A 25,324-nucleotide genomic window follows, 5' to 3' on the forward strand; every position below is an offset into this window, starting at 1 on the left:
GTCTGAAAACGCTCTCTGTAGGCAGTACCACACCTGCCTGAGATCTCGAAGGATCAACAAGCGGTATCAGCTTGACCGTTTGTTAGGTGATATGTCGCTCGTTGATCGAGGAGGAGGGGGATCAGGTTCCGGGCAGGTTGACGCAAGGGCACATATGCGCCACCCGCGTCCGGCCGAGACCGGATGCCGTGCAGGGCCAGCCGGTCCTTCACCGCCGCGTACCGGGCCGCGTCCAGCCGGTAGCCGCACAGCGGATCGGCGAGGATCTCGGCGGGCTCGGCCGGGTCGTTGTCGGCGCCGCCGAGGTAGATGGGCCCCCGGTCGGCGAGGCCGGTCAGGCGCGAGAGGGCGGTGGCCGTCATGAACCGGGCGCGCTGCTCGTCGGTGAAGCGGAAGAGACCGCCGAGCGCGGTCCGCTGGGAGTGGACCCTGCGCCGGTGGTTGAGCGCCGGATCCGCCTTCTCCGCGTCGCTCAGCGCGTCGACCCGGGACTCGATCAGCAGGCCGACGGCGTGCTTGAGGCCGGAGGTGTTGCGCAGGATGCGTTCCTGGCCGTCGCCGGCGACCTGCTTGACGGGCTCACCGGTGACCGGGTCGGTCCAGATGCCGTAGTGGCCGCTGCTGTAGCCGCTCGCCGTCGCGGCGGGGCGGACATACCGCTCGGAGAGGGTGCGCGAGACGTCGTCCACCCGGTCGTCGACGTTGAGGTTGCGAGGCCACAGGGCGAACAGATCCTTGTCGTAGTACGGCGGTGTCGCATCGTACTCGTGCAAGTCGTAGATCACCTGGGGCCGTTCGTCGCGTACGACGGCGGCGACGGCCCGCGCCTCGGCGGTCTCCAGGGCGATGTGGTCACGGTTGACGTCGACCCCGTCGGCGTTGCCACGGGTGCCGGCGGCGCGTCCGTCGGGGTTGGCCGTGGGCAGCACCAGCAGGGTCGTCCGGGCCAGGAAGGCGCGGGTCGCCCGGTCCTGGGCGAACGCCAGGTCGCGGATCGTGGTCAGACAGGCCTCGCGCCCGGCGGGCTCGTCCCCGTGCTGGCTGCAGACCAGGAGCACCGTGGTGGCTCCGGGGCGCTCCTGACCGACGCGCGCGAGCCGCAGCGGGCGGCCCTGACCGGTCGTACCGACGCGGTCCACCGAGACCCGGTCGCTCCCCCGGTCCACCGCGGCGAGGAAGGACCGCTCCTCCGCCTCGCCGGTCCAGCGGGCCCCCTCGCTCGTCTCGAACCCGGTGCGCGGCGGGCGGTGCGCCGCCTCGGCGGGAGCGATGGCGAACGGGAGGGCCAGCGCGGCGAGCGTCGCCGCCATGGCCGTTCGGCGCGTCGCCCTGGCTCCGCGGCCCCGGGGCGCGGACTCCGTCCGGGCCGGGCCCTCGACCGGCGCGAGCCACGGGTGCGGGCTGAGCATGCGGAGTGCGCGAGCGACGCGAGGGCTCATCAGCGGCTACCTCCCGGGGCGTGTGGAGCGGACATCGTGATGCCCGTCGGCCTGTCGGCGATGTGCGGACGTTACCCCGGTCAACTCCTGTGCGACAGGGGTCGATCACTTCCTTTCGTACTGTCGTTCGTACCGCCGTCCGCCCGGCCGTCCGTGACGACGGAACGGCGGTCGTGCGGCAGGAGTACGACCTGCGGCCGAAGCACCGGGCGGCACCCGGGCGATCAGCGATGGGGTACCGCGGTCACCGAGCACGAAGATCGGCTGGGCCCGATTCAACTGGCGCTCCGACAAGCCGCAGACGGCCTGTCCGGCGACGCTCGCCATCGACAAGGGCCGGCATCACGACGGACAGGACGGCTGACGGTCCGCCGGTCCTGAACGCCTGCAGCAGGGAGTTGGGCGGGGACGTACCGAACGTGAAGATCGCGACGACGAACACCGCGCACGACCGGTGACCGCGCCGGTCACGCGGCTCCCGCCGGCCGGGGCAACGGCGGCCACGAGCAGCGTTGACAGCCGTACGCATGGACACCGGGGTCGTCGGACCGGCGGGAGTTGCGCTGCTCCGACGGTCCACCGGTGCTTTCGCACGGCCGTACGCCAGTGGGCACGGGCCGGATCAGCCGTTGGACGCAGCCGTACGCCGGGCGGCGCGGGCCGCCCGTGCCCGGGGCAGATAGCGCAGCCGCTCGGGGAGGACGGGGACGACGACCCGCAGCACCGCGCACATCCGGCGCAGCCGCTTCTCCTGGCTGGCGCTCCACGGCAGTCCGACGGCCGCGCGGGCATCGGGCGGCATGAGTCCGATGGTGACGAACCGCCGAAAGCGGGCCAGCGGCGGCAGCAGCACCGGCCACAGCGCCCGCAGCATCAGCCGGAGCGGCCACGGACCCCGGTCCGGCGGAGGTACGGGCTGGCCGACGTCGACCAGTTCACGCACCACGGTGGTCGCCTCGATCTCCCCGGCGAGCATCTTCTCCCAGTACGGCCAGAACTCCTCGATGGTCTGGGGCATGTCCCGGTCGTGGATGCCGAGGATCCGGCCGACCTGGAGCCACTCCGCGTACAGGGCCCGCTCCTGGACGGGGCTCATGGGCCGGATGAGATAGCGGGCCGCGTGCTGGTAGACGGGGAAGCCGGTGGCGTGCACCCAGGCGTAGTTGGCGGGCGTCAGGGCGTGGTACCGGCGGCCACGGGTGTCGGTCCCCTGGATGGTGCGGTGCAGCACACGCAGCCGACGGCCCTCCTCTGCGGCCTCCGCGCCGCCGTAGACCCAGAGCTGGAGCGAACGCAGCGAACGTTCGCCGCGCCCCCACGGGTCCGTGCGGAAGACGGAGTGCTCGTCGACTCCGGCGCCGACGGCCGGGTGAGCGACCTGGAGGGTGAGGGCGGCAGGCAGCATCAGCAGGGCGCGGATGTCGCCGGACAGGCTCCAGAGCACGCCGCCGGGCGGGGGCGGCTCGGGGTCGCGGCGACGGTCCGGTGTCAGCTCACCGGCACCGTCCGGCGCGGGCTGCCCTGCACCACCCGCAGGACGCGCTTCCGTGCCGTCCACGCTGCTCATCCGGTGCTCCCGCGGTCCCGGCGGGCCTGCCGTGCGCTGCCCGTCCCCTACTCCTCCATGATCCCTCGGGTGCGGGAGGACCGTGGGGGCGGGGTCCGGGGCCGCCGGTGACCCGGTCAGTCGTGGTCGTACACCGTCACCGGTAGGCCGGCGGATATCAGGCGCCGCTCGATCAGCGGCTCGATCCTGGACCACTTGCCGCCCGCGAGCCCGCAACCGATCCGGGGCATATGGACCGATGCCCCGAGCTCGCCCGCCCGAACGGCCACCGTGCCGAGTGCCGCGTCAATGGCCTCGTACCGCACGGGCACTCCCTTGCTGCCGGTGCGCATGCCCCGCTGGCCGACCATGTTGGCCACCCAGAGACAGGGCTCCACCCGCACGAACTGCGCCGCGCCGAGGGCGATGTCGTTGCCCGCCCGCTCGCGGTGCCAGCGGCGGTAGGCGGCCTCGGGCTCCGGCCAGCGGCGGGAGAGGGCCAGGACGAAGCCCTTGCCCCAGCCGCCCAGGTCGTTGCAGACGTGGACGATCAGCTTGACGCCCTTGCCCTGTGGGGCGGTGGCGTCCCCCCGTACACGGATGATCTCCGACATGACCTCACCGTACGGGCCGCCACTGACAACAGTCCGGGGTGGACGGCGCGGCCCCGGTGGCAGACACTTTCACAGTAGTGGTGAGACACCAGCACTGTCCGACATGAGGATTAGACCGCGGGGAGCAGAGATGGCGACGGGGACCGACGGGCCGACGCTCACGGTGGACGAGCTGGCGGCGCGCGCCGGGGTCACCGTGCGCACCGTGCGGTTCTACAGCACCCGAGGCCTGTTGCCGCCCCCGGTCATCGGACCCCGGCGGGTCGGACACTACGGGCCGGACCACCTCTCGCGGCTCGCGCTGATCGAGGAGCTCCAGCAGCAGGGCATGACGCTGGCCGCGATCGAACGGTATCTGGAGCAGCTGCCGCCCGATCTGAGCGCCCACGATCTGGCGATCCACCGGGCGCTCGTCGCGTCCTGGGCGCCGGACAGGACCGAGGACTCCTCCCGGGCCGAGCTGGAGCGGCGGGCCGGGCGTGCGCTGTCGGAGGCGGATGTGGAGCGGCTGGCGGCGATGGGGGTGCTGGTCCGGCCCCAGGAGGACGGCGGGGCGTACCGGGTGGATCCGGGGCTGTTGCGGCTCGGGGTGGAGCTGCTGGACGTGCCGATCGCGCACGAGACGATCCTGGCGGCGCGGACCGTTCTGCTGGAGCACACCCGCTCGGCCGCCCAGGAGATGACCCGGCTGTTCCGGGACGAGGTGTGGAACCCCTACCGGGAGCGCGAGGGCGACCCGGAGCATGTGGCCGCGATGAAGTCGCTGTCCGCCGATATGCAACCGATCGTGGTGCAGGCGCTGGTGACGGCGTTTCAACGGTCACTGAAGGAGGAGCTGCGGGCCGCGTTCACCGCCGAGTGAGGGTGAACGCGGCCCGCGACAGCACCGGTCGGCGCCTCAGTCGTGGAAGGTCTCGCCCTTCTCCGCCTTCTCCACCAGCAGCGCGGGCGGCAGGAAGCGGTCGCCGTAGCGCTCGGCGAGTTCCCGGGCGCGGGCCACGAAGCCGGGCAGGCCACCCTCGTACCCGTTGATGTACTGGAGGACGCCACCGGTCCACGGCGGGAAGCCGATGCCCATGATGGAGCCGATGTTGGCGTCGGCGACGGAGATGAGGACGTTCTCCTCCAGGCAGCGGACGCTGTCCAGGGCCTCGGAGAAGAGCATCCGCTCCTTCATGTCCTCGAAGGGCACGTCCACGTCGGGCTTCGCGAAGTGCTCGCGCAGGCCCGGCCACAGGCCGGCGCGCCTGCCGTCCTCGTCGTAGTCGTAGAAGCCCGCGCCGCCGCTGCGCCCGGGGCGGCCGAACTCGTCGACCATGCGGTCGATGACCGCGTCCGAGGGGTGTCCGGGCCAGGTGCCGCCGGCCTCCTCCACCGCGCGCCTGGTCTCGTTGCGGATCTTGCGCGGCAGGGTCAGGGTCAGCTCGTCCATCAGGGAGAGCACCTTGGCCGGGTAGCCGGACTGCGCGGCGGCCTGCTCGATCGAAGCGGGCTCGACGCCCTCGCCGACCATGGCGACGCCCTCGTTGATGAACTGGCCGATGACGCGCGAGGTGAAGAAGCCACGCGAGTCGTTGACGACGACAGGCGTCTTCTTGATCCGGCGCACCAGGTCGAAGGCGCGGGCGAGCGCCTCGTCGCCGGTCCGCTCGCCCTTGATGATCTCGACGAGGGGCATCTTGTCGACGGGCGAGAAGAAGTGCAGCCCGATGAAGTCGACGGGGCGCGAGACGCCTTCGGCGAGGACCGTGATCGGGAGGGTGGAGGTGTTGGAGCAGAGCAGCGCGTCCGGCTCGATGACGTCCTGGATCTCCTGGAACACCTTGTGCTTGAGGGCGGTGTCCTCGAAGACGGCCTCGATCACCGCATCGCAGCCCGCGAGGTCGGCGGCGTCGCCGGTCGGCGTGATCCGGGCCAGCAGTTCATCGCGCTTCGCCTCGGTCGTACGGCCCCGGGAGAGCGCCTTGGCGAGCAGCTTCTCGCTGTACGCCTTGCCCTTGGCGGCCGCCTCGGTGGAGACGTCCTTGAGGACGACCTCGATGCCGGCCTTGGCGCAGGAGTAGGCGATGCCGGCGCCCATCATCCCGGCGCCGAGGACGGCGACCTTGCGGACGGGGCGCTCGGGGATGTTCTTGGGGCGGCTGGCACCGGAGTTGACGGCCTGGAGGTCGAAGAAGAACGCCTGGATCATGTTCTTGGCGACCTGGCCGGTCACCAGCTCGGTGAAGTACCGGGCCTCGATGGTCAGGGCGGTCTCGAAGTCGACCTGGGAGCCCTCGACGGCCGCCGCCAGGATGTTGCGCGGCGCCGGCATGGGCGCGCCCGCGAGCTGCTTCTTCAGGTTGGCCGGGAAGGCGGGCAGGTTGGCGGCGAGGCGCGGGCTGGACGGGGTGCCGCCGGGGATCTTGTAACCCTTGACGTCCCAGGGCTGCTGGGACTCCGGGTGGGTGTCGATGAAGGCTCGGGCCTTCTCGATCATCTCCTCGCGGGTGGCCGCGACTTCGTGGACCAGGCCGTTCTCCAGTGCCCGCTGCGGGGTGTACTGCGTGCCCTGGAGCAGCACCTTGAGCAGCGCGTCGGCGATGCCCATGAGCCGTACGGTCCGGGTGACGCCGCCACCGGCCGGGAGCAGGCCGAGAGTGACCTCGGGCAGGCCGATGCGGGAGCCGGGCGCGTCGAGGGCGACGCGGTGGTGGGAGGCGAGCGCGATCTCGTAACCGCCGCCGAGGGCCGCGCCGTTGATGGCGGCGACGACGGGCTTGCCGAGGGTCTCGATCCGGCGGAGCGAGCGCTTGATCGCGTTGCCGGTGTCGAACGCGGCACGGGCGTTCTCCGGGCCGACCTTGATCATGTCCTTGAGGTCGCCGCCGGCGAAGAAGGTCTTCTTGGCGGAGGTGTAGATGATGCCGCGGATCGTGTCCTTCTCGGCCTCGGCGCGCTCCGCGATGGCCGCGATGGAGTCCTTGAAGGCCTGGTTCATCGTGTTGGCCGACTGGTCGGGGTCGTCGAGGACGAGGGTGACGACGCCGGTCTCGTCCTGTTCCCAGCGGATGGTCGTGCTCTCGGTCATGTCGGTGTCTTCTCCGTAAGCAGGTGGGGCCGGGGACAGGTCAGATGCGTTCGACGACGGTGGCGACACCCATGCCGCCGCCGACACAGAGGGTGACCAGGCCGAACTGCTGGTCGCGGCGCTCCAGTTCGTCGATGACGGTGCCGAGGATCATCGCGCCGGTCGCACCGAGGGGGTGACCGAGCGCGATGGCGCCGCCGTTGACGTTGACCTTGTCCAGGGACAGGCCCATGTCCTTGACGAAGCGCAGGACGACTCCGGCGAAGGCTTCGTTGATCTCGACGAGGTCGATGTCGTCGATGGTCAGACCGGCCTTGGCGAGCGCCTTGCGGGTGGCGGGCGCGGGGCCGGTGAGCATGATGGTGGGCTCGGAGCCGGAGACGGCGGCGGAGACGATCCGGGCGCGCGGGGTGAGTCCGTAGCGCTCGCCGACCTCCTTCGAGCCGATGGCGACAAGGGCCGCGCCGTCCACGATGCCGGAGGAGTTGCCCGCGTGGTGGACGTGGTCGATCTTCTCGACCCAGTGGTACTTCTGCAGCGCCACCGCGTCGAAGCCGCCCATCTCTCCGATGCCCGCGAAGGAGGGCTTGAGTCCGGCGAGGGAGTCGGCGGTGGTGCCGGGGCGCAGGTGTTCGTCGTGGTCGAGGACGAGCAGTCCGTTGCGGTCCTTGACGGGGACGACGGAGCGGGCGAAGCGGCCGTCCTTCCAGGCGGCGGCGGCGCGCTCCTGGGAGAGGGCCGCGTACTCGTCGACGTCGCGGCGACTGAAGCCCTCGATGGTGGCGATGAGGTCGGCGCCGATGCCCTGCGGGGCGAAGCCGGTCTCGAAGCTGGTCATCGGGTCCATCGCCCAGGCCCCGCCGTCGGAGCCCATCGGCACCCGGGACATCGACTCGACGCCACCGGCAAGGACGAGGTCCTCCCAGCCCGAACGGACCTTGGCGGCCGCCAGGTTGACCGCTTCCAGGCCCGAGGCACAGAAGCGGTTCTCCTGGACCCCGGCGACGGAGTCGGGCAGGCCCGCCGCGATGGCGGCGATGCGGGCGATGTCGGAGCCCTGGTCGCCGAGCGGGCTGACCACGCCGAGGACGATGTCGTCGATCGCGGCCGGGTCGAGGTCCGGGAAGCGGCCCCGGATCTCGTGGATGAGTCCGACGACCAGGTCGATCGGCTTGGTCCCGTGCAGGGCTCCGTTGGCCTTGCCGCGGCCGCGCGGGGTGCGGATCGCGTCGTAGACGAATGCTTCGGTACTCAAGACAGCTGCCTTTCGAGGGTGGGTTGTCGGCCCGGGGCCAGGAGGTGTCGTGTCGGTCCCGGGGCTCAGGCGAGCAGCGAGCGACCGATGATCTCCTTCATGATCTCGGTCGTGCCGCCGTAGATGGTCTGGATGCGGCCGTCGGTGAATGCCTTGGCCACTTTGTACTCGCTCATGTAGCCGTATCCTCCGTGGAGTTGCAGGCAGCGGTCGGCGACCCGCTTCTGCAGTTCGGTGGCCCACCACTTGGCCATGGAGGCGTGGACGGCGTCCAGGACGCCGTCGGAGTGGTCGACGATGCACCGGTCGAGGAAGCTCCGGGTGACGGCGCATTCGGTGGCCATCTCGGCGATCTCGAAGCGGATGTGCTGGAGCTTGGAGAGCGGGCGTCCGAAGGCCTCACGCTCCTTGACGTACTGGGTGGTGATCTCCAGCAGGTGTTCGGCGGCGGCGATCCCGGCGACCGCTATACCCATGCGCTCCTGGGCCAGGTTGGTCATCAGGTGGAGGAACGCGCCGTCGAGTTCGCCGAGGAGGTTCTCCTTGGGGACGCGGACGTCGTTGAAGAACAACTCGGCGGTGTCCTGGGACTTCTGGCCGATCTTGTCGAGGTTGCGACCCCGCTCGAAGCCTGCCGCGCCGCGTTCGACGACGATCAGCGAGAGGCCCTTGGCCCCGCCCTCCGGGGTGGTCTTCGCGACGACGACGACCAGGTCGGCCAGAATCCCGTTGGAGATGAAGGTCTTGGAGCCGTTGAGCAGCCAGTGGTCGCCCTTGTCCTCGGCGGTGGTGCGGATGCCCTGGAGGTCGGAGCCCGCGCCCGGCTCGGTCATCGCGATCGCGGTGATGGTCTCGCCGGAGCAGAAACCGGGGAGCCAGCGCCGTTTCTGCTCGTCGGTGGCAAGCCCGGTGAGGTAGGGGCCGATGATGTCGTTGTGCAGGCCGATCGCGAGGCCGGCGGCCCCGGCCCGGGTGAACTCCTCGGCGAGGACGGCGCTGTAGCGGAAGTCGTCGCTGCCGCCGCCGCCGTACACCTCCGGGACGGCGAGGCCCAGCAGCCCCGCGCGCCCGGCGGCCAGCCAGGCCTCGCGGGAGACGATGCCGTCCTGCTCCCACTGCTCGTAGTACGGAAGGACCTCCTTGGCCAGGAAGGCCCGGACGGTCTCGCGGAACGCGTCGTGCTCCTCGGTGAAGATCTGCCGTTGCAACGGGGGCTCCTAGGGGGTGTCGGTCGAGTCGGGCCGCAGTGCCGGTACGTCCCAGTCGGCGGCGACGGCGGCCGTGTCGGCGCCGGGCCGCGCCGGCCCGCAGCGTACGGATACGGGGGTGCCGGAGAAGCGCGGTGCGGGGGCGGGCTGGGTGAGACCGCTGTGCTCGACGAAGGTGGAGCGGGCGGCGAGGTGCGGGTGGTGCGGCGCTTCGGTGAGCGAGAGCACGGGGGCCACGCAGGCGTCGGTGCCGTCGAAGACCTCGGTCCACTCGGCGCGCGTACGGGTCAGGAACCGCTCGGTCACGGCGGCGCGCAACTCGTCCCAGCGGGCGAGGTCCCACCGGTCGGGGAAGGCGTCCGCGAGGCCGAGCAGGCCGATGAACTCCGCGTAGAACCGCCCCTCCAGCGGGCCGACCGCCATGTGGCCGCCGTCGGACGTGGCGTAGGTGCCGTAGAACGGGCAGCCGCCGTCGAGTAGATTCGCGCCGCGCCGGTCCTGCCAGCTCCCGGCGGCCAGCATGCCGTGGATCATCGTGGCGAGGTGGGCGGCTCCGTCCACGATGGCGGCGTCGACGACCTGCCCCTCACCGTGGGCGCGTGCGTGCTGGAGGGCTGCGAGGACGCCGACGACGAGGTAGAGCGAGCCGCCCGCGTAGTCGCCGACCAGGTTGGCGGGGACGGTCGGCGGTTCGTCCGGCTTGCCGATCATGGACAGGGTGCCGGTGAGCGCGAGGTAGGCGATGTCGTGCCCGGCGCGGTCGGCGAGCGGCCCGTTCTGGCCCCAGCCGGTCATCCGGCCGTAGACGAGCTTCGGGTTGCGGGTGAGGCAGGTGTCGGGCCCGACACCGAGGCGTTCGGCGACGCCGGGGCGGTAGCCCTCGACCAGGATGTCGGCGCGTTCGACGAGGTCCAGGACGCGGGCCGGTCCCTCGTCGCTCTTGAGGTCCAGGAGGACGGAGCGCTTGTTGCGGTTGGTGAGGTCGTACGCGGGATCGATGCCGAGCCCCGCGCCGCCCGGTCGGTCGACGCGTACGACGTCGGCCCCGAGGTCCGCCAACAGCATCGCGGCGAACGGTCCGGGGCCGATGCCCGCCAGCTCGACGACACGGACACCGGTCAGCGGACCGTGTCCGGGCCTTGGGCCTTTCGCCATCTGTGAGCCCCCCAGGGGTGTGACACAACCGATGTAACATCAATGATGCTAAGAACGCGCCCGGCTCCGCACAACCCCTCGGGCCGAGCAAGCGCTTAGTTCTTCCACCCGATCCTCTCGTATCCGGCCGCCCGGCCGGGCGCCGCCACGGCGCTCTCCGCTACCCTCTGCCTGCCACGTCGGCACCCGGCTCGCAGCGGAGGTACTCGTGAACAGGCAGAACGACGCGACACGCCCTTTGGATGTCGTCCTCTTCGGTGCCACCGGCTTCGTGGGGACGCTCACGGCCGAGTACCTGGCGGCCCACGCCCCCGCCGGCCTGCGCTGGGCGCTGGCCGGACGCAACCGGGCCAAGTTGGAGGGGCTGCGCGAACGGCTCACCGCGATCGCACCCCGCTGCGCGGATCTGCCGCTGCTGGAGACCGACGCGGACGACGCGGAGGCACTGGCCGAACTGGCCGCCTCCACCCGGGTGGTGGCCACGACGGTGGGGCCGTACATCCGTTACGGCGAGAAGCTCGTCGCCGCGTGCGCGGAGGCCGGGACGGACTACGCGGACCTCACGGGCGAGGCGGAGTTCATCGACCGGACGTATCTGGAGCACGACGCACGGGCCCGCGAGACGGGGGCGCGCATCGTGCACGCCTGCGGCTTCGACTCCGTCCCCCACGATCTGGGGGCGTACTTCACCGTCAAGCAGCTGCCCGAGGACGTGCCCCTGACCGTCGACGGCTTCGTCCGTACCGACGCGGTGTTCTCCGGCGGAACCTTCGCCTCGGCGCTGACCGCGATGGGCCGGGGCCCGCAGATGCTGGCCGCCGCCCGGGAGCGCCGACTGCACGAGCCGCGCCTGGCGGGCCGCCGCGTCCGCACCCCTGCGGGCCACCCGCACTTCAGCGGAGCCACCGGCACGTGGGCGCTGCCGCTGCCGACGGTGGACCCGACGATCGTGGGCCGCTCCGCACGGGCCCTGGAGCGGTACGGCCCCGACTTCCGCTACCGGCACTTCGCCTCGGTCAAGACCCTGCCGATGGCCCTCGGCGCCCCGGTGGCGATCGGCGCGCTGGTGGCCGCCGCACAGATGGAGGGCGTACGGGAGTGGCTGATGGGGCGTTACGAACCGGGTCGGGGGCCGGACGAGGAGCGCCGCGAGCGGAGCTGGTTCACCATCCGCTTCGTCGGCGAGGGCGGCGGGCGGCGCGTCTTCACCGAGGTGTCCGGCGGCGACCCGGGCTACGGCGAGACGGCGAAGATTCTCGCCGAGTCGGCGGTGTGCCTGGCCCTGGACGAGCTGCCGGAGACCTCCGGGCAGGTCACCTCGGCGGTGGCCATGGGCGACGCGCTCCTGGAACGGCTGACGGCGGCGGGGCTGCGGTTCCGGGTGGCGGCGGTGCGGTAGCCGACGCCCCGGGGATGGCCCAGGAGGTCTAGAAGATCCAGTCGGCCAGCGTGTAGAGCATCGCGCCCAGCCAGACGAGCCCGACGCCGCCGCCGAGGACGGCGCCGAGCACCGCGCGGCGCTGGGCGGGGTCGAGGGGCGCGGTGCGGACAGCCGTACGAGAGGTGTTCATGCGTTTCAGCCTGCCCAGCCGGGCAGACATACGCCAACCGTACGGGTACTCAGTTGCAGGGCTGTTCCACGCCCGGGACCTTCAGGCGGCGGGCGGGAGCTGTTCGCGTACCCACGCGGGGTCCGGGTTGGTGTGCGGCCGGTCCGCCACGACGACGGTCGGCACGGTCTCGTCGCCGCCGTTGGCCGCCCGCACCACGGCCGCTCCCGCCGGATCGCGCCAGATGTCGACCCAGTGCAGCCGGGAGGCGTCGCGGCCCAGGCGGAGGCGGAGCCGCAGGCAGTACGTGCAGCCCGGCCGCCAGTAGACGACCGGGCGGCCGTCGGCCGCGCTGCGGCGCCGGGCCTCGGCGGCGGGGACCGGCCTCGGGAAGATCAGGGGCGAGTTCACCCCGGCGAACAGCACGAACAGCACCAGGAGCACGGCCGCCATGACGGGGTCGCCCTTGAGGGTGAGCCCCGTCGCGACGACCGCGCCGCTGAGCGCCAACAGGACGGGCAGCCTCCACACACGCGTCATGGCGACGCACGCTATCCCGCGCGGCCCCGCTCGTCGAGGCGGGCCGTCCGCCCCGAGGCGCCCGGACCGCGTCAGGCAGTCGCTTCCCGCAGGGTCTGCCGGCACAGCGCGTCCGCCCTGCGGGTGCTCTCCGGCTGGCGGTAGCGGACGGCGAGGCGGAGGGTGTGGGCGCAGGCGTTGTCAAGGCTGATGCGGTGGCCGACCGAGACGAACACCGGGTTGGTGTTCTCCTGGGTGCGCAGCGCCCGGCCGACCACCTCTTCGCCGTCCAGCAGCGGGGAGAAGTCGCCACGCCGGGGTCCGGGGGCCTCGTAGGTGAACGTGAACGGGTTCTTTCCGACGCCGATCACCGGGAGCCCGGTGAGCACGCCCAGGTGGCTGGCGAGTCCGAAGCGGCGCGGATGCGCCAGACCGTAGCCGTCGCAGATGACCAGGCCCGGGTCGACGCTCAGCTGCTCCAGGGCCTCCAGCGCCGTCGGGATCTCCCGGAAGGCCAGCAGCCCGGGGACGTACGGGAAGGTGATCCGGCCGACGGCGGTGGCCTCGTCGACCGTCTCCAGGGTCACGGCGTCCAGCACCACGGCCGCCGCGACGACGACGTCCTTCACATCGTCGTACGCCACGTCCACCCCGGTGACCAGCCCGGTTCCGGGCTCCGGCCCCGCCTCGTCCAGGATCACCCGGCCGCGCAGCCGGTCCTGGATCGCCCGGCCCTCGGCTTCGTCAGCAGGGGTTTCATGGGCGGGGGTGGGGGAGGTCGTCATGTCCGGAAGCTTATGCGTGCCGGACCCGTGCCCGTTACGCGGTGCGCCGTAGGCCGCCCGCCACGAGGCTCCGGAGCGGCGCCCGGAATCCCGTAGCCTGACGATCATGTTCGTACTCGAATTGACCTACACGGCTCCGGTCGAGCGCGTCGACGCGCTGATGGGGGAACACATCGCCTGGCTCGACGAGCAGTACGCGGCGGGCGTCTTCATCGCCTCGGGCCGCAAGAGCCCCCGGGACGGCGGAGTGATCCTGGCCGTCGGGGAGGACCGGGCGACGGTCGAGAAGGTCGCGGCGGCCGATCCCTTCGCCGAGCACGGTGTGTGCGCGTACCGGATCACCGAGTTCATCGCCACCAGGACGGCGCCCGGACTCGCTCCGTACCGGCAGCGGTTGCCGTAGCGGGCGGATGTCCTGCGACCGATGAGTTTCCGGGACGGGGCCGGTCTGCACGGGTATGAAGACGCACACACTCGACACAGCGGGCGCCGACCTCGTCCACGACGTTCGCGGGCCCCTGCCGACCGGCGACGGCCGGCCGCCGTTGTTCATGATCGGGCACCCGATGGACGCCTCCGGGTTCGTCGCACTCGCGGCTCACTTTCCCGAGCGGACCGTTGTCACCTGCGACCCGCGGGGGCTCGGCCGCAGCACCCGTAAGGACGAGCGGACCGACCACACACCGGAGACCCAGGCCGAAGATCTGCACGCCGTCATCAAGGCGCTCGGAGCCGGGCCGGTCGAGATGTTCGCCAGCAGTGGCGGGGCGGTCACCGCGCTCGCCCTCGTGGCGCGCCACCCCAGTGACGTGACCACCCTCGTCGCGCACGAACCGCCGCTCACCACGCTCATCCCGGACGGCCCGGCGGCCGTCCGGGCGCGGGCCGGGGTCCGGGACGCGTACGAGAAGCGGGGCTGGGGCGCCGGGATGGCCGTGTTCGTGGCCATGACCTCGTGGGAGGGCGAGTTCACCGACGCGTACTTCGCCCTGCCCGAGCCCGATCCCGCCGCGTTCGGCATGCCCACCGAGGACGACGGCACGCGCGACGACCCGCTGCTGTCCGACCGGTCCTGGGCGATCAGCGACTACCGGCCGGACGTCGACGCCATCGCCGAAGCTGGCACCCGGGTGGTGATCGCCGTGGGCGAGGAGTCCCGGAACGTGCAGACCGGGCGTACGTCCGTCGCGACCGCCGAGCTGCTCGGGCAGCGGGTGACGGTGTTCCCGAGCCATCACGGCGGCTTCCTCGACGGGGAGTTCGGCTATCCGGGGAAACCGGACGAGTTCGGGCGGCGGCTGCGGGAGGTGCTCGACGGCGCCCCGTAGGGCTCGGTGCCGGGGTGGGGGCGTCCGGCCGCGGCGTCCGCCCGGACGCCCGCTACCGGCCCAGCCGGGCCACCCGCCCCTTCTCGCCCGCCGCCCAGCATCCCAGGTCGGGTGTGCAGTCGACGGTGTCGTACGAACCGGAGTCGACCGTGCGCCAGGTGCGCCCGCCGTCCAGCGTGAGGTCGGTGCCCGTCGGGCCGACGGCCAGGGCGGCGGAGCGGCTGTGGGGCAGCCAGGCGACGCCGGAGCGGTAGGCCGGCGGCGGGGTGGCGGACGCCCGCCAGGTCCGGCCGCCGTCCCCGGTGACGGCTGCGGCCTTCGGGGAGGCCTGGTCGGGGCGGTAGTCCCCGCCGACGGCGATGCCGTGTCCCCGGTCGCGGAAGGCTACGGCGAAGACCCCGCGGGCCGGGTCGCCCGCCGGGAGGGTCGACGCGCTCGCCGTCCAGGTCAGGCCCCGGTCCCGGGAGTGCAGGACGCGGGCGGTCGCCGCTCCCCCGGTGGTCAGCCAGACGTCCTTGGAGCCGGAGCCGACCAGGCACTGGCCGCTCGCGGCGAAGCCCGCCTCGCCGGGCAGGGCCGCAGGCATCCCGGCGTCGGGCAGGACCCGCCAGGAACGGCCGCCGTCCGCCGTCGACAGGACCCGGAACTTCCCGTCCACCGGGTCACCCGCCGCGAGGCCGTGCCTGCTGTCGAAGAACGTCAGGCAGTTGAAGAAGGCGCGGGGGTCGGTGTTGCGGAAGGACTCGGTCCAGGTCGCTCCGCCGTCGTCGGTGCGCAGCACCCGGGAGGCCTCGCCCTCGCCGATCGCCAGGGCGACGGCCCGGCGGCCGTCGAACGCCTCGATGTCCCGGAGTTCCAGTCCGGCGGCGCCCGGCGGTGACACGTTCCGCCAGGTACGGCCGCCGTCGCCGGTACGCAGGACCGTGCCCTTCGACCCGGCGACCCAGGCGGTGGTGCGGCTGACCGCGGCGAGTCCCCGGAAGCGGACGTCGGCGCCGGTGTCGGTGAGCTGCCAGCCGGGCAGGAGTCCGCGGCCCGTCGCCTCCCCGGGCTCGGCGCCCCCGGCCGCTTCGCCCGGCGCCCCGGCCCGGATCTCCGCCGGCGCCGCGTGTGCGCCCGGTGCGACCAGTACGGCGGCCAGAGCCGCGCCGCCGGTCACCAGTGCCATCAGCCGTCCCGTGTTCCCCATGGCCTTCATGGCGCTGGAAGCTAGCCCACGGGTTCCGGCCCGTCCAGGGTGCGTCGCAGCCGACCGGGCAGGAGAGCTGGGTGCGCGGAGGTCCGGACGGGACCGCCAGAAGCCGGTGACGCAGCTCACGCCGCGCGCCGGTGCACGAAACGAGGAGTTCCGTCGTCTACTCCAATGCCGGGAACCGTTCACCCGGCCGGGAGAGGGAGCAGGTCTTGTCCAGCGTTATCGAGCAGTCCGTGCAGGCCCGCATGGTCGCGTCCGCACCGCGGATGGAGACCCTGCCTGCCACTCTGAGTTACGACCGTCAGTACCCCTTCGCCGTACGCATGGCGTTCCCGGCCCCGGCGACCCTGGAGGGCACCGAGGTGTCCTGGGAGTTCTCCCGCGAGCTGCTGACCACCGGGGTGGACTCCCCCACCGGGCAGGGAGACGTGCGCGTACGGCCGTTCGGGTACGAGCGGACCGTGCTGGAGTTCCACGCCCCCGAGGGCATCGCCATGGTCCATGTGCACACCGATGAGCTGCGGCGCTTCCTCCAGCGGGCACAGGAGCTGGTCCCGGTCGGGGACGAGCACCGGTATCTGGACCTGGACCGGAGTCTGAGCGACCTGCTCGGCGGGCCCCTGCCGTAATTCCGGTTGCCGGGCCCGCGCCCCGGCCCTACCTTCGTGATGTCCCTGTCGTCGTCGATCGGAGTAGGACGTTGCTGATCTGAGGTCCTGTGCACACCGTGCAGCGCCCGCCACGCCATGCCGTGGCCGGAGCGCCCGTGTGCGATCTCAGTGCTTCCAGCCGTCCTTGTCGTTCCCGACGTCCACGGGAGATCCGTATGTCTGCTTCCGACACCCACATCAGCTGTACCTCCCTCGCCTTCTCCTGGCCCGACGGCAGTGAGGTCTTCACGGGCCTCGATCTGGCCGTCGGTCCCGGCCGAACCGGGCTCATCGGCCTCAACGGCTGCGGCAAGTCAACCCTGTTGCGCTTGATCGCCGGTGAACTCGCCCCGCAGTCCGGTGTGATCAGGATGCGCGGCGAAATCGGCCATCTGCCCCAGACCCTGGTCCTGGACACCGCGCTGCGGGTCGACGAGGTGCTCGGCATCGCGGACCGGCGCGCGGCGCTCGACGCGGTCGAGTCGGGCGACGTGCGGCCCGAGCACTTCGCGGTGATCGGCGACGACTGGGACATCGAGGAACGGTCCCTCGCCACCCTGGACGGGCTCGGCCTCGGGCACATCGGGCTCGACCGCACCATCGGGGAGATGTCCGGCGGCGAGTGCGTCCTGCTGCGGCTGGCCGCGCTGCTGCTGGACCGGCCCGGGGTGCTGCTGCTGGACGAGCCGACGAACAACCTGGACGCGTACGCCCGTCGGCGGCTGTACGACGCGGTCGACGCCTGGACGGGGGTGCTGCTCGTCGTCAGCCACGACCGGGAGCTGCTGGAGCGGGTGGACCGGATCGCGGATCTGCGCGAGGGCACGGTCACCTGGTACGGCGGGAATCTCTCGGCGTACGAGGAGGCGCTCGCCGTCGAACAGGAGGCGGCGCGGCGCACGGTGCGGGCCTCCGAGTCGGACGTACAGCGGCAGAAGCGCGAACTGGCCGATGCCCACGTGAAGTTGGCCCGGCGCAGACGCTATGGGCAGAAGATGTGGGACACCAAGCGCGAGCCCAAGGTCGTGATGGGCCAGCGCAAGCGCTCCGCACAGGAGTCGGCCGGCAAGCACCGCATCCTGCACACGGAGCGGCTGGCCGCGGCCAGGGAGCGTCTCGACGAGGCGGAGCTGGCGGTGCGGGAGGACGAGGAGATCCGGGTCGAGCTGCCGGTGCCCCTGGTCCACCCGGGCAGCGAGGTGCTGCTGCTGCGCGACCCGGTGCCGCCCTACGGCCCGCCGCTGCGGGGCGAGTTGATGGTTCGGGGCCCCGAGCGGATCGCGCTGACCGGGCGGAACGGGGCAGGCAAGACGGCGCTGCTCCGGACGGTCGCGGGGCAGCTGACGCCGCTCTCGGGCGAGGTGAGTCCCTTGGTCGCGACGGGGTTCCTGCCGCAGCGGCTGGACGTGCTGGACGACGCGGCGTCGGTGGCACGGAACGTGGCGCGGTCGGCCCCCGGCAGCACGGACAACGCCGTCCGGGCGCGGCTGGCCCACTTCCTGTTCAAGGGGGCCGCGGCGGACCGCCCGGCGGGGACCCTGTCGGGCGGGGAGAGGTTCCGGGCGACGCTGGCGACGCTGTTGCTGGCCGACCCGGCGCCCCGGCTGCTGCTGCTCGACGAGCCGACGAACAGCCTCGATCTGGCGAGCGTACGGCAGCTGACCGAGGCACTGGAGGCGTACGAGGGGGCGCTGATCGTGGCGAGCCACGACGTGCCGTTCCTTGAGTCGATCGGGATCACCCGCTGGCTCCGGCTCGACGGCGGGTTGCGGGACACGACGGCGGAGGCGGTGCGCGAGGGCCGCTGAGACCGCGCACCGGCTGTCCCCGTCGGCAGGTTCCCCGACGCCATGTTCGGACCTGTCGGTCCGGTGCCGCGGAACCCGCTGGTCAGCCCGTACGCGGGCACCCGGCGCGTACACTCCCTCCCGGCCCGCGGCGGTGCGGACGCCGTTGGCCGCGGCCTGTCCGCCGCCGGTGCCGTGACCGGCCCGGTGAGCGCGTCGTTCGCCTGCTGGACGCCGCACTCGGCGACAACCCCATTCGGAGGGCGGGACCGAATGTCGCGATCCGACCAGGCGTCGGCCGCTCCACCGGTGGTTCCGGTCCCTGCCGGCGGCGGACCAGCCGAGCCGGCCTCCAAGGAGCTGGTGCCGCACGATGAGGCGCGCCGGGCGTGGCTGCTCAGCGACGTCGGCGAGCCCCGGAACTGGATGCTCGTCCTGGCCCCGCTGCTGGGCCTGCACGCCGACGGCTGGGCCGGTCTCGGCTGGGGGGCGTTCGCCGCGTTGTTCACCGCGGTGCTGCCCACGCTGATCCTTCGCCTCGGTGAGCGGCGCCGTTACTGGGGCGACCGGCACGTGCGGCGCAGGCAGGACCGACTCGTGGCGGCCCCCGAGGAGATGGCGTCGGTCCTCGCCGGCACCACGCTGCTGTACGTGGGGAACGCTCCCGCAGCGGTGAGGGCGCTGGTGGTGACGATGGCCTCCGTCCTGCTCGCCCTGCTGGCGATCACCTTCTTCTGGAAGGTGTCGGTGCACTCGGCTGTCGCCTCCGGCGCCCTCGCCGCTCTCATGGCGGTCTTCGGTCCCTGGACGCTCGTGCTGGCTCCCTCCGTGGCGCTGATCGGCTGGTCCCGTGTCCGGCTGCGCTGCCACACCATCAGCCAGGTCACCGTCGGAATGCTGATCGGCGCGGCGGTCGGCGCACCCGTGTACGCGCTCCTGGGGTGAGACGACGACGTGGTTCACGCCTCCCGGTCCCGCTGGTAGCCCCTCGCTGTCGTGACGACGGTCTTCGGCGGCACGACCACGTGTGCTTCCGCATCGACACCGCCCTCCCCGGCGCTGACAGGGGGTCGCCGGTCACCGTGATCGCTCAACGCTCCACAGCGGCAGCTGTTCGAAGAAGCCCACCGCCTCCTCCCGCCACCGCGGACGCCAGCCGGCGGCCACCTCGGACGCCTGCCGCGCGTAGCGCCGCATGTCCGCCCGCATGCGGTCCGCCACGCCGCGGCGCTCGCCGATCTCACGGACGGCGGCAACCGTCTCCGATGTGCAGGACGCGTCACCGAGCGCGGTGTCCACCACGCGCCGCTCGACGTCGTCGACGGCCGCGAGGAGGGCACGGACGGTGTAGCTGTGCCTGCCGCCGCGGAGGTCGGTTCCGGTCGGCTTGCCCATGGTGTCCGCGTCCCCGAACAGGTCCAGGTAGTCATCGCGCATCTGCCCGCAGATCCCCACCAACCGCGCGTACTCCCGCAGCTCCTTCTCGAAGAGCTGCGGCTGTTCGCCCGCGGCCAGCAGGCCGAGCTGGAGGGGGGCGAGGATCGAGTAGCGGGCGGACTTGTGGTCGGCCACGCTGTGCAGGACCTCCTCGTCCGGAGCGGTGGCGAAGTCGCGTTCCAGGTCGATGATCTGGCCCACGAACGTGTCGGCCGCCGCCCGCGTCTGCACCTCGACCATGGACTGCCGCACACCGGTCGGCACCTTCGCGTCCAACAGCACCCGCAGCGACAGCGCCAGCGCCAGGTCACCCGCGAGCACCGTCAGCCCCAGGGCCGCCTGCGGGTGGTCGGGGAACCGCCCGCGGTAGGCGTAGTAGGTCGACGGGCCCCCACGGCGGACGGGGCTGTCGTCGATGAGGTCGTCGTGCACCAGTCCGTGGGTCTGCAGCAGCTCGATACTCAGCGCGGCGGCGTCCAGACCCTCGACGGGCTGGTCCGTCACCAGACGCGTCGCTTCGTGCAGCAGCACGACCCGCATCCGCTTCCCGCCCCGCAAGGACAACTCCCGCAGCAGGCCGAGGCACTCGGGGGTGAACCGGCTGAACGACGGCACGTCGAGCGCGGTGCCCAGCGTGGCGAAGTACTCCTCGAACAACCTGTTGAACCAACGCTCGTATCCGCTGACGCGCTCAAGGAACTGCCGCTGGGTCATGACACATGCTTCCTGCTGGGGAATCGGGTGACACCGGGTAGACGTGCGACGATAACGGCCGGTGCCCGAGGTCCGCGGTCGGGGTCAGGAGGTGCACCGGGTGGCCGAGTTCGGCGAGGAGGAGCGACGGCTCCTGCTGCACGGTTCGGGGTTCACGGTCCGCGTCGACATGCGGACCGCCTCGGCCGACATGCGGTTCGAGGGGGTCGTGACGCGCTTCGACCGGCTGCACCTCAAACGCGACACCGCCTCGCTGTCCGAGAAGCGGCGCGAGGCCGCCGCCCGGTTCACCGTGGAGCGGATGTCCGGGGCCTGCGGCGGGGCACGGCTCAACGCGGCGGCGCTCGCCACCCGGATCGACGGGCTCTCGCCCGCCGACTACGGGCGGATGGAGGTCGCCGAACTCGTCGGCGTACTGGAGCGGATCGACGATCCGGTGGGCGGGCCCGTCGCCACCGCCGCCCGGGAACGGCTGGAGCGGCTGGCCGGCATCGGGCTCGGGTATCTGAGCCTGGACCGGGAGACCACGACCCTGTCGGGGGGCGAGGGCCAGCGGCTCAAGAAGGTGCGGCATCTGGGCAGTTCGCTCACCGGGCTGACGTTCGTCTTCGACGAGCCCAGCGTCGGCCTGCATCCGCGCGACGTCGGACGGCTGGGCGATCTGCTGGTGCGGCTGCGCGACAAGGGCAACACGGTGCTGGTCGTCGAGCACGATCCGGATGTGATGGCCGTCGCCGACCATGTCGTCGACATGGGGCCGCGGGCCGGGGCGGACGGCGGTCACGTCGTCTTCGAGGGGCCTTTCGAGCGGCTGCGCGAGGCCGACACGCTCACCGGCCGGTCGCTGCGCCGCCGCACCCCGCTCAAGGAGACCGTCCGCTCCCCCACCGGCCGGCTTCCGGTGTACGGAGCCGATCTGCACAACCTCAAGGATCTGGACGTGTCGTTCCCCACCGGGGTGCTGACCGCGGTGACGGGGGTGGCGGGTTCCGGGAAGTCGACCCTGGTGTCGCGGTTGTTCACAGCGGCCTACCCGCAGGCGGTGGTGATCGACCAGAGCGCGATCACGGCCTCGTCGCGCTCCACCCCCGCCTCGTACATCGGCGCGCTGGACGCCATCCGCAAGGTGTTCGCCCGGGAGAACGGCGTGGAGGCGGGGCTGTTCAGCTTCAACTCCGCCGGGGCCTGAGCGGGTTGCTCGGGGCGCGGGGAGATCTCGACGGATCTGGCGTTCATGGATCCGGTCACCACGACCTGCCCGGAGTGCGAGGGCCGCCGCTTCCACGACGACGTACTGAAGCACCGGGTCGGGGGCCGGTCGATCGTGGACGTCCTGGGCATGACGGCGGTGCGGGCGGCCGGGCTGTTCGAGGATCCGGTGCTGCTGCGGAAGCTGCGCACCCTTGACGCGGTCGGGCTCACCTACCTCACGCTGGGGCAGCCGCTCTCCTCGCTGTCGGGCGGCGAGCGTCAGCGGATCAAGCTCGCCACCCAGTTGCACCGCACCTCCAGCGTGTACGTGCTGGACGAGCCGACGACCGGACTGCACCTGGCGGACACGGGCGCGCTGGTGGATCTGCTGGACCGGCTGGTCGACGCGGGGAGCACGGTGATCTGCGTGGAGCACAACCTGGATGTGGTCAAGCGGGCGGACTGGGTGATCGACCTCGGCCCGGACGGCGGCAAGGGCGGCGGGGCGCTGGTCTTCGAGGGGACGCCCGCCGGTCTGCTCGCGCATCCGACATCCGTCACCGGGCGGTATCTGCGCCGGGATCCGGGGGGAATCACTGACTCCAGCGTAGCGAAAAGGGGCTCCGGGAAGGCCCGAGAGGGCCCCTCACACACCTCACCACCTGGACACATGACCCTGTGTAACCGACCACTGCCGGGAGCGGGCTTGGCTTTGTCCTTAACGCCGCTTTAACCTACGGTCACGTAACCTACGAAGCCGTAGGTAATTCTCCCGTCCCCAGGAGCTCCCCGTGACGATCACCTCTCCCCACCTCGGCAGTTCGAAGGCGTGGACCGACGCCCAGCTGCTGTACGCGCTGGAAGAGGTGGTGGAGAAGGAACTCAACCGCCATCTCAAGGTCGCCAAGGACTGGATGCCGCACGAGTACGTTCCGTTCTCCGACGGGCGCAACTTCCCCGGCGTCTTCGACGACGGCGAGGCGTGGGCGGCAGACCAGTCCAAGGTCACCGACATCGGCAAGATCGCCCTCGTGGTGAACCTGCTGACCGAGGACAACCTCCCCAGCTACCACCACGAGATCGCCTCGCTGTTCGGCCGCGACGGAGCGTGGGGCACCTGGGTGCACCGCTGGACCGCCGAGGAGGGCCGCCACGGCATCGTGATGCGCGACTATCTGCTCACCTCGCGCGCCGTGGACCCGGACAAGCTGGAGCAGTTCCGCATGGCGCACATGGCGGAGGGCTTCGAGTCGGACAACCGGCACTCGATGCTGCACTCCGTCGCGTACGTCGCTTTCCAGGAGCTGGCCACCCGCGTCTCGCACCGCAACACCGGCCACCAGTCCGGCGACCCGGTCTGTGACCGGATGCTGGCCCGGATCGCAACCGACGAGAACCTCCACATGGTCTTCTACCGCAACCTCCTGGGCGCCGCCTTCGAGCTGGCCCCGGACCTGACCATGCAGGCCGTGCGGGACGTCGTCGTCGACTTCCGGATGCCCGGACACGGCATGCCCGGCTTCGAGCGGGCCGCCGCCCAGATGGCGATCGGCGAGATCTACAACATGCGCATCCACCACGACGACGTGATCCAGCCCGTGCTGCGCTTCCTGAAGGTGATGGACATCGACGGGCTCGGCCCGGAGGGTGCGAAGGCCCAGGAGGAGCTCGGTCTGTACATGGGCGGGCTGGACAGCGAGGCGTCGAAGTTCGACGAGAAGCTCGCCGCCCGCAAGGTCCGGATGGCGGCGCGCGGCCGCGCCTGATCCCACCCGGCGCCCCCGGACCCCGCGAGCCCGGCATGACGCGGACGACATGCCCTGATCCCCGGTCGGCGCCCTGAACCGCCCCCGGGCCCGACGCGCCCGGGCATCACTCCTCGGCGGTGGCCTCGGCGCACACCACGTCACGTACATCGTCCGAGGAGTGCTGGCGCAGCATCCGCGGCTGGGTGCGCCACGGGCCGGCCCACCCGGTGCGCGGCCCGTACGCCACGGTCAGTTCGGCGGCGAGCAGGCCCTCGGCCGGGTCCCCCGTCCCCGCCGGCCGTGCGACGACGAGCAGCAGGGTTTCCGGGTCGCCGTCCTCCAGTTCGTCGAGGACGGCGCGCAGCGATCCCTGGGCAGCCGGCCGGCCTGCCCGCACCGCCAGTTCACTCATGCGCCCCGGGGTGGGGCAGCGGTTCGAGCGCGTCGAGGAGGCCGGCGACGAGGACAGCGGCGGAGCCTGGGCCCTGGGCCCGATTGTGCCGGGCCCCGACCGAACACCCCACGGGTTTACGGTGCGTGGGTGCGACCGGGGGTGTTTCAGACCAGGTCGCGCCCGTCTCTGCGCAGCCGCCCGCGCTCCTTCTCGGACAGCCCGCCCCAGACGCCGAACCGCTCGTCGTTGGCGAGTGCGTACTCCAGGCAGGCCAGACGCCCTTCGCAGGCGTTGCACAGTTGCTTGGCCTCGCGGGTCGAGCTGCCCGGGGCCGGGAAGAAGAACTCGGGCCCGGCCTGCGCGCACAACGCGGTCTCCTGCCAGGCGGGCGCGTCGTCGGTCACGGTGTTGATCAGCATGGAGCCCACGGTGCCCGGTGGCGATAAACGACTGCTCAACGATTCATCAATCCGCGCCGGGGCGGCACCGGAGTCTTCGCCGGAGCCTCCGCGGTCGCCGCCCCGCGTCGGAGTCTCCGGCCTCGCGTCTACTGCCTCGGCTCGGGCCTCATGACCGCGAAGACCGCCCCGTACGGATCGGCGACGTTGGCCATCCTGCCGACGCCGGGCACCTCCATGGCGACCAGCGTCTCGGTGCCGCCGAGCCGCTTCGCCCCGGCCACCGTGGCGTCGACGTCGGCCACGTCGAAGTACGGCAGCCAGTGGGGGCCGCGGGCGGCCTCGGACGGGACGTCGCCCATCCGGACCAGGCCGCCGAACGACGCGTCCGGGCCGGCGCCGGCCGGGTGGACCGTGGTGTAGGTGTAGTCGGTGCCCTCCACCTTCAGCTCGTCGGTCCCCCAGCCCAGGACGCTCCCGAAGAACGCGGCCGCCGCCGGGACGTCGGGGGTGTACAGCTCGGCCCAGAGAAACGAGCCGGGCTCCTGGACGACGCCGAAGCCGGGGTGCTCCTTCGGCTGCCAGACACCGAAATACGCTCCGGCCGGGTCGGTGAATCCGCCCATGCTGCCGAAGTCCAGGACGTCCATCGGCTCGAACGCGGCGCTGCCGCCCGCCCGCTCCACCGCCGCGGCGGTGGCGGCGACGTCGGGTGACTGGAAGGAGACCGACCAAGCGCTCGGCGACTCCTCATCGGACACCGTCATCACACCGCCGACGTACCGGCCGTTGAGGGTGAGCATGCCGTAACCGCCGACCTCGGGGCCGCCGGGGATCAGGTCCCATCCGAACAGCTCCCCGTAGAAGGCGGTGGCCCCTTCGAGGTCGGGAGTGCCGAGATCGACCCAGCTGGGCGCTCCGTCAAGGAAGGTGGGGCTGATCATGGCGCACTCCTCAGTCGGTCCGGGTGGTGTTGCTCGTCGGTACTGCCGGGGTGATTCCTCTCGTTCCGAGTCTTGCACCGGGCACGGACAACCGCAGTCCGCGCGGGGCCAGCCGGGGCGTGGTCCACCGGCGGTGATCGCGTTCGCCGTGCGGCCCAGGGTAGGCATCGCGTGCCCGCCGGGGCGAAGCGTTGAACCGGCGCGTCGCCCGGCCGTGAAGAGCCCTGCCCTCAAGGGCCCTGCTGTCACGAGCCCACGACGGAGCCGGGAGTGTCGGCGGGGCGTGGCACGATGGCGGGAGGCCGGAAGATGGGGGTCCGGGGCTGCGAGGCGCCCTCTCAGGAAAAGAGGGACGCACATGACGCAGAGCGGGGCAGCGGGCGGCACGGCCCGCGGG

23 protein-coding genes and 1 pseudogene are annotated in these 25,324 nt (G+C 72.0%); 9 read left to right on the plus strand and 15 right to left on the minus strand.

The window, feature by feature from the left end; all coding sequences use genetic code 11:
- Window positions 1-53: 53 nt before the first annotated feature.
- The 3 genes from B9S58_RS31290 to B9S58_RS31300 form a co-directional block, all read right to left on the minus strand.
- Window positions 54-1,439, minus strand: coding sequence for a M14 family metallocarboxypeptidase (locus B9S58_RS31290; RefSeq protein WP_103535299.1), 1,386 nt, complete (start codon window positions 1,437-1,439; stop codon window positions 54-56).
- Between the two features lie 622 nt (window positions 1,440-2,061).
- Window positions 2,062-3,006: an oxygenase MpaB family protein gene (locus B9S58_RS31295; protein ID WP_258045154.1), complete on the minus strand. Its 945-nt coding sequence runs from the start codon at window positions 3,004-3,006 to the stop codon at window positions 2,062-2,064.
- A 116-nt stretch (window positions 3,007-3,122) separates the two neighbouring features.
- Window positions 3,123-3,599: a macro domain-containing protein gene (locus tag B9S58_RS31300; protein WP_103535300.1), complete on the minus strand. Its 477-nt coding sequence runs from the start codon at window positions 3,597-3,599 to the stop codon at window positions 3,123-3,125.
- A gap of 130 nt (window positions 3,600-3,729) precedes the next feature.
- Here B9S58_RS31300 and B9S58_RS31305 point away from each other — a divergent pair, with 130 nt between their 5' ends.
- Window positions 3,730-4,461, plus strand: coding sequence for a MerR family transcriptional regulator (locus B9S58_RS31305; protein WP_103535301.1), 732 nt, complete (start codon window positions 3,730-3,732; stop codon window positions 4,459-4,461).
- Window positions 4,462-4,497: 36 nt separating this feature from the next.
- Here the strand turns inward: B9S58_RS31305 and B9S58_RS31310 are convergent, their stop codons facing one another.
- From B9S58_RS31310 to B9S58_RS31325, 4 genes are all read right to left on the minus strand, one after another.
- Complete coding sequence (locus B9S58_RS31310; protein WP_103535302.1) at window positions 4,498-6,669, minus strand: 3-hydroxyacyl-CoA dehydrogenase NAD-binding domain-containing protein; 2,172 nt, start codon at window positions 6,667-6,669, stop codon at window positions 4,498-4,500.
- 40 nt (window positions 6,670-6,709) lie between these two features.
- Window positions 6,710-7,924, minus strand: coding sequence for an acetyl-CoA C-acetyltransferase (locus B9S58_RS31315; RefSeq protein WP_103535303.1), 1,215 nt, complete (start codon window positions 7,922-7,924; stop codon window positions 6,710-6,712).
- A gap of 65 nt (window positions 7,925-7,989) precedes the next feature.
- Window positions 7,990-9,132 (minus strand): acyl-CoA dehydrogenase family protein, encoded by a 1,143-nt coding sequence (locus B9S58_RS31320; RefSeq protein WP_103535304.1) that lies wholly within the window; start codon window positions 9,130-9,132, stop codon window positions 7,990-7,992.
- A 9-nt stretch (window positions 9,133-9,141) separates the two neighbouring features.
- Window positions 9,142-10,287 carry a CaiB/BaiF CoA-transferase family protein gene (locus B9S58_RS31325; protein ID WP_103535305.1) on the minus strand — a complete coding sequence of 382 codons (1,146 nt, stop codon included), beginning with the start codon at window positions 10,285-10,287 and terminating at the stop codon, window positions 9,142-9,144.
- Window positions 10,288-10,495: 208 nt separating this feature from the next.
- On the opposite strand from B9S58_RS31325, the gene B9S58_RS31330 reads away from it, so the two are divergent.
- The gene (locus B9S58_RS31330; protein WP_103535306.1) at window positions 10,496-11,686 is read left to right on the plus strand and encodes a trans-acting enoyl reductase family protein; all 1,191 of its coding nucleotides are present in this window, start codon (window positions 10,496-10,498) and stop codon (window positions 11,684-11,686) included.
- A 28-nt stretch (window positions 11,687-11,714) separates the two neighbouring features.
- On the opposite strand, the gene mmpA is transcribed toward B9S58_RS31330, so the two are convergent.
- The 3 genes from mmpA to B9S58_RS31340 all read right to left on the minus strand — a co-directional run bounded on the left by mmpA (window position 11,715) and on the right by B9S58_RS31340 (window position 13,141).
- On the minus strand, window positions 11,715-11,858 hold the full coding sequence (gene mmpA, locus B9S58_RS38305; protein ID WP_374935724.1) for a morphogenic membrane protein MmpA: 144 nt from the start codon (window positions 11,856-11,858) through the stop codon (window positions 11,715-11,717).
- A gap of 81 nt (window positions 11,859-11,939) precedes the next feature.
- Entirely contained in the window at window positions 11,940-12,377 is a 438-nt protein-coding gene (locus B9S58_RS31335; RefSeq protein ID WP_103535307.1) for a glutaredoxin domain-containing protein, read from the minus strand.
- A gap of 71 nt (window positions 12,378-12,448) precedes the next feature.
- Complete coding sequence (locus tag B9S58_RS31340) at window positions 12,449-13,141, minus strand: endonuclease V (protein ID WP_103535308.1); 693 nt, start codon at window positions 13,139-13,141, stop codon at window positions 12,449-12,451.
- A 106-nt stretch (window positions 13,142-13,247) separates the two neighbouring features.
- On the opposite strand from B9S58_RS31340, the gene B9S58_RS31345 reads away from it, so the two are divergent.
- Window positions 13,248-13,544, plus strand: coding sequence for a YciI family protein (locus B9S58_RS31345; RefSeq protein WP_103535309.1), 297 nt, complete (start codon window positions 13,248-13,250; stop codon window positions 13,542-13,544).
- 55 nt (window positions 13,545-13,599) lie between these two features.
- Window positions 13,600-14,469: an alpha/beta fold hydrolase gene (locus B9S58_RS31350; RefSeq protein ID WP_103535310.1), complete on the plus strand. Its 870-nt coding sequence runs from the start codon at window positions 13,600-13,602 to the stop codon at window positions 14,467-14,469.
- A 52-nt stretch (window positions 14,470-14,521) separates the two neighbouring features.
- Here B9S58_RS31350 and B9S58_RS31355 read toward each other — a convergent pair whose 3' ends face one another.
- Window positions 14,522-15,667, minus strand: coding sequence for an oxidoreductase (locus B9S58_RS31355; RefSeq protein ID WP_181009520.1), 1,146 nt, complete (start codon window positions 15,665-15,667; stop codon window positions 14,522-14,524).
- 206 nt (window positions 15,668-15,873) lie between these two features.
- Here B9S58_RS31355 and B9S58_RS31360 point away from each other — a divergent pair, with 206 nt between their 5' ends.
- The 3 genes from B9S58_RS31360 (at window position 15,874) to B9S58_RS31370 (ending at window position 19,046) form a co-directional block, all read left to right on the plus strand.
- The gene (locus B9S58_RS31360; protein ID WP_103535311.1) at window positions 15,874-16,293 is read left to right on the plus strand and encodes an SsgA family sporulation/cell division regulator; all 420 of its coding nucleotides are present in this window, start codon (window positions 15,874-15,876) and stop codon (window positions 16,291-16,293) included.
- Between the two features lie 197 nt (window positions 16,294-16,490).
- Window positions 16,491-18,122, plus strand: coding sequence for an ABC-F family ATP-binding cassette domain-containing protein (locus B9S58_RS31365; RefSeq protein WP_103535312.1), 1,632 nt, complete (start codon window positions 16,491-16,493; stop codon window positions 18,120-18,122).
- A 342-nt stretch (window positions 18,123-18,464) separates the two neighbouring features.
- Complete coding sequence (locus B9S58_RS31370; protein WP_258045155.1) at window positions 18,465-19,046, plus strand: hypothetical protein; 582 nt, start codon at window positions 18,465-18,467, stop codon at window positions 19,044-19,046.
- Window positions 19,047-19,178: 132 nt separating this feature from the next.
- On the opposite strand, the gene B9S58_RS31375 is transcribed toward B9S58_RS31370, so the two are convergent.
- The gene (locus B9S58_RS31375; RefSeq protein ID WP_103535313.1) at window positions 19,179-20,252 is read right to left on the minus strand and encodes a polyprenyl synthetase family protein; all 1,074 of its coding nucleotides are present in this window, start codon (window positions 20,250-20,252) and stop codon (window positions 19,179-19,181) included.
- 100 nt (window positions 20,253-20,352) lie between these two features.
- On the opposite strand from B9S58_RS31375, the pseudogene B9S58_RS31380 reads away from it, so the two are divergent.
- Together B9S58_RS31380 and B9S58_RS31385 are read left to right on the plus strand one after the other, a co-directional pair.
- A pseudogene (locus tag B9S58_RS31380) lies at window positions 20,353-22,176 on the plus strand (ATP-binding cassette domain-containing protein); the annotation flags it as partial.
- Between the two features lie 58 nt (window positions 22,177-22,234).
- A complete protein-coding gene (locus B9S58_RS31385; RefSeq protein WP_103535314.1) occupies window positions 22,235-23,209 on the plus strand; it encodes an acyl-ACP desaturase in 975 nt (324 codons plus the stop codon).
- A gap of 106 nt (window positions 23,210-23,315) precedes the next feature.
- On the opposite strand, the gene B9S58_RS31390 is transcribed toward B9S58_RS31385, so the two are convergent.
- The 3 genes from B9S58_RS31390 to B9S58_RS31400 all read right to left on the minus strand — a co-directional run bounded on the left by B9S58_RS31390 (window position 23,316) and on the right by B9S58_RS31400 (window position 24,927).
- Window positions 23,316-23,603: a hypothetical protein gene (locus tag B9S58_RS31390; protein ID WP_181009521.1), complete on the minus strand. Its 288-nt coding sequence runs from the start codon at window positions 23,601-23,603 to the stop codon at window positions 23,316-23,318.
- Between the two features lie 146 nt (window positions 23,604-23,749).
- Window positions 23,750-24,004: a WhiB family transcriptional regulator gene (locus B9S58_RS31395; protein WP_103535319.1), complete on the minus strand. Its 255-nt coding sequence runs from the start codon at window positions 24,002-24,004 to the stop codon at window positions 23,750-23,752.
- 128 nt (window positions 24,005-24,132) lie between these two features.
- A complete protein-coding gene (locus B9S58_RS31400; RefSeq protein WP_103535315.1) occupies window positions 24,133-24,927 on the minus strand; it encodes a VOC family protein in 795 nt (264 codons plus the stop codon).
- Between the last annotated feature and the right edge of the window lie 397 nt (window positions 24,928-25,324).

It is taken from the genome of Streptomyces sp. SM11 (assembly GCF_002910905.1).
Lineage (GTDB): Bacteria > Actinomycetota > Actinomycetes > Streptomycetales > Streptomycetaceae > Streptomyces.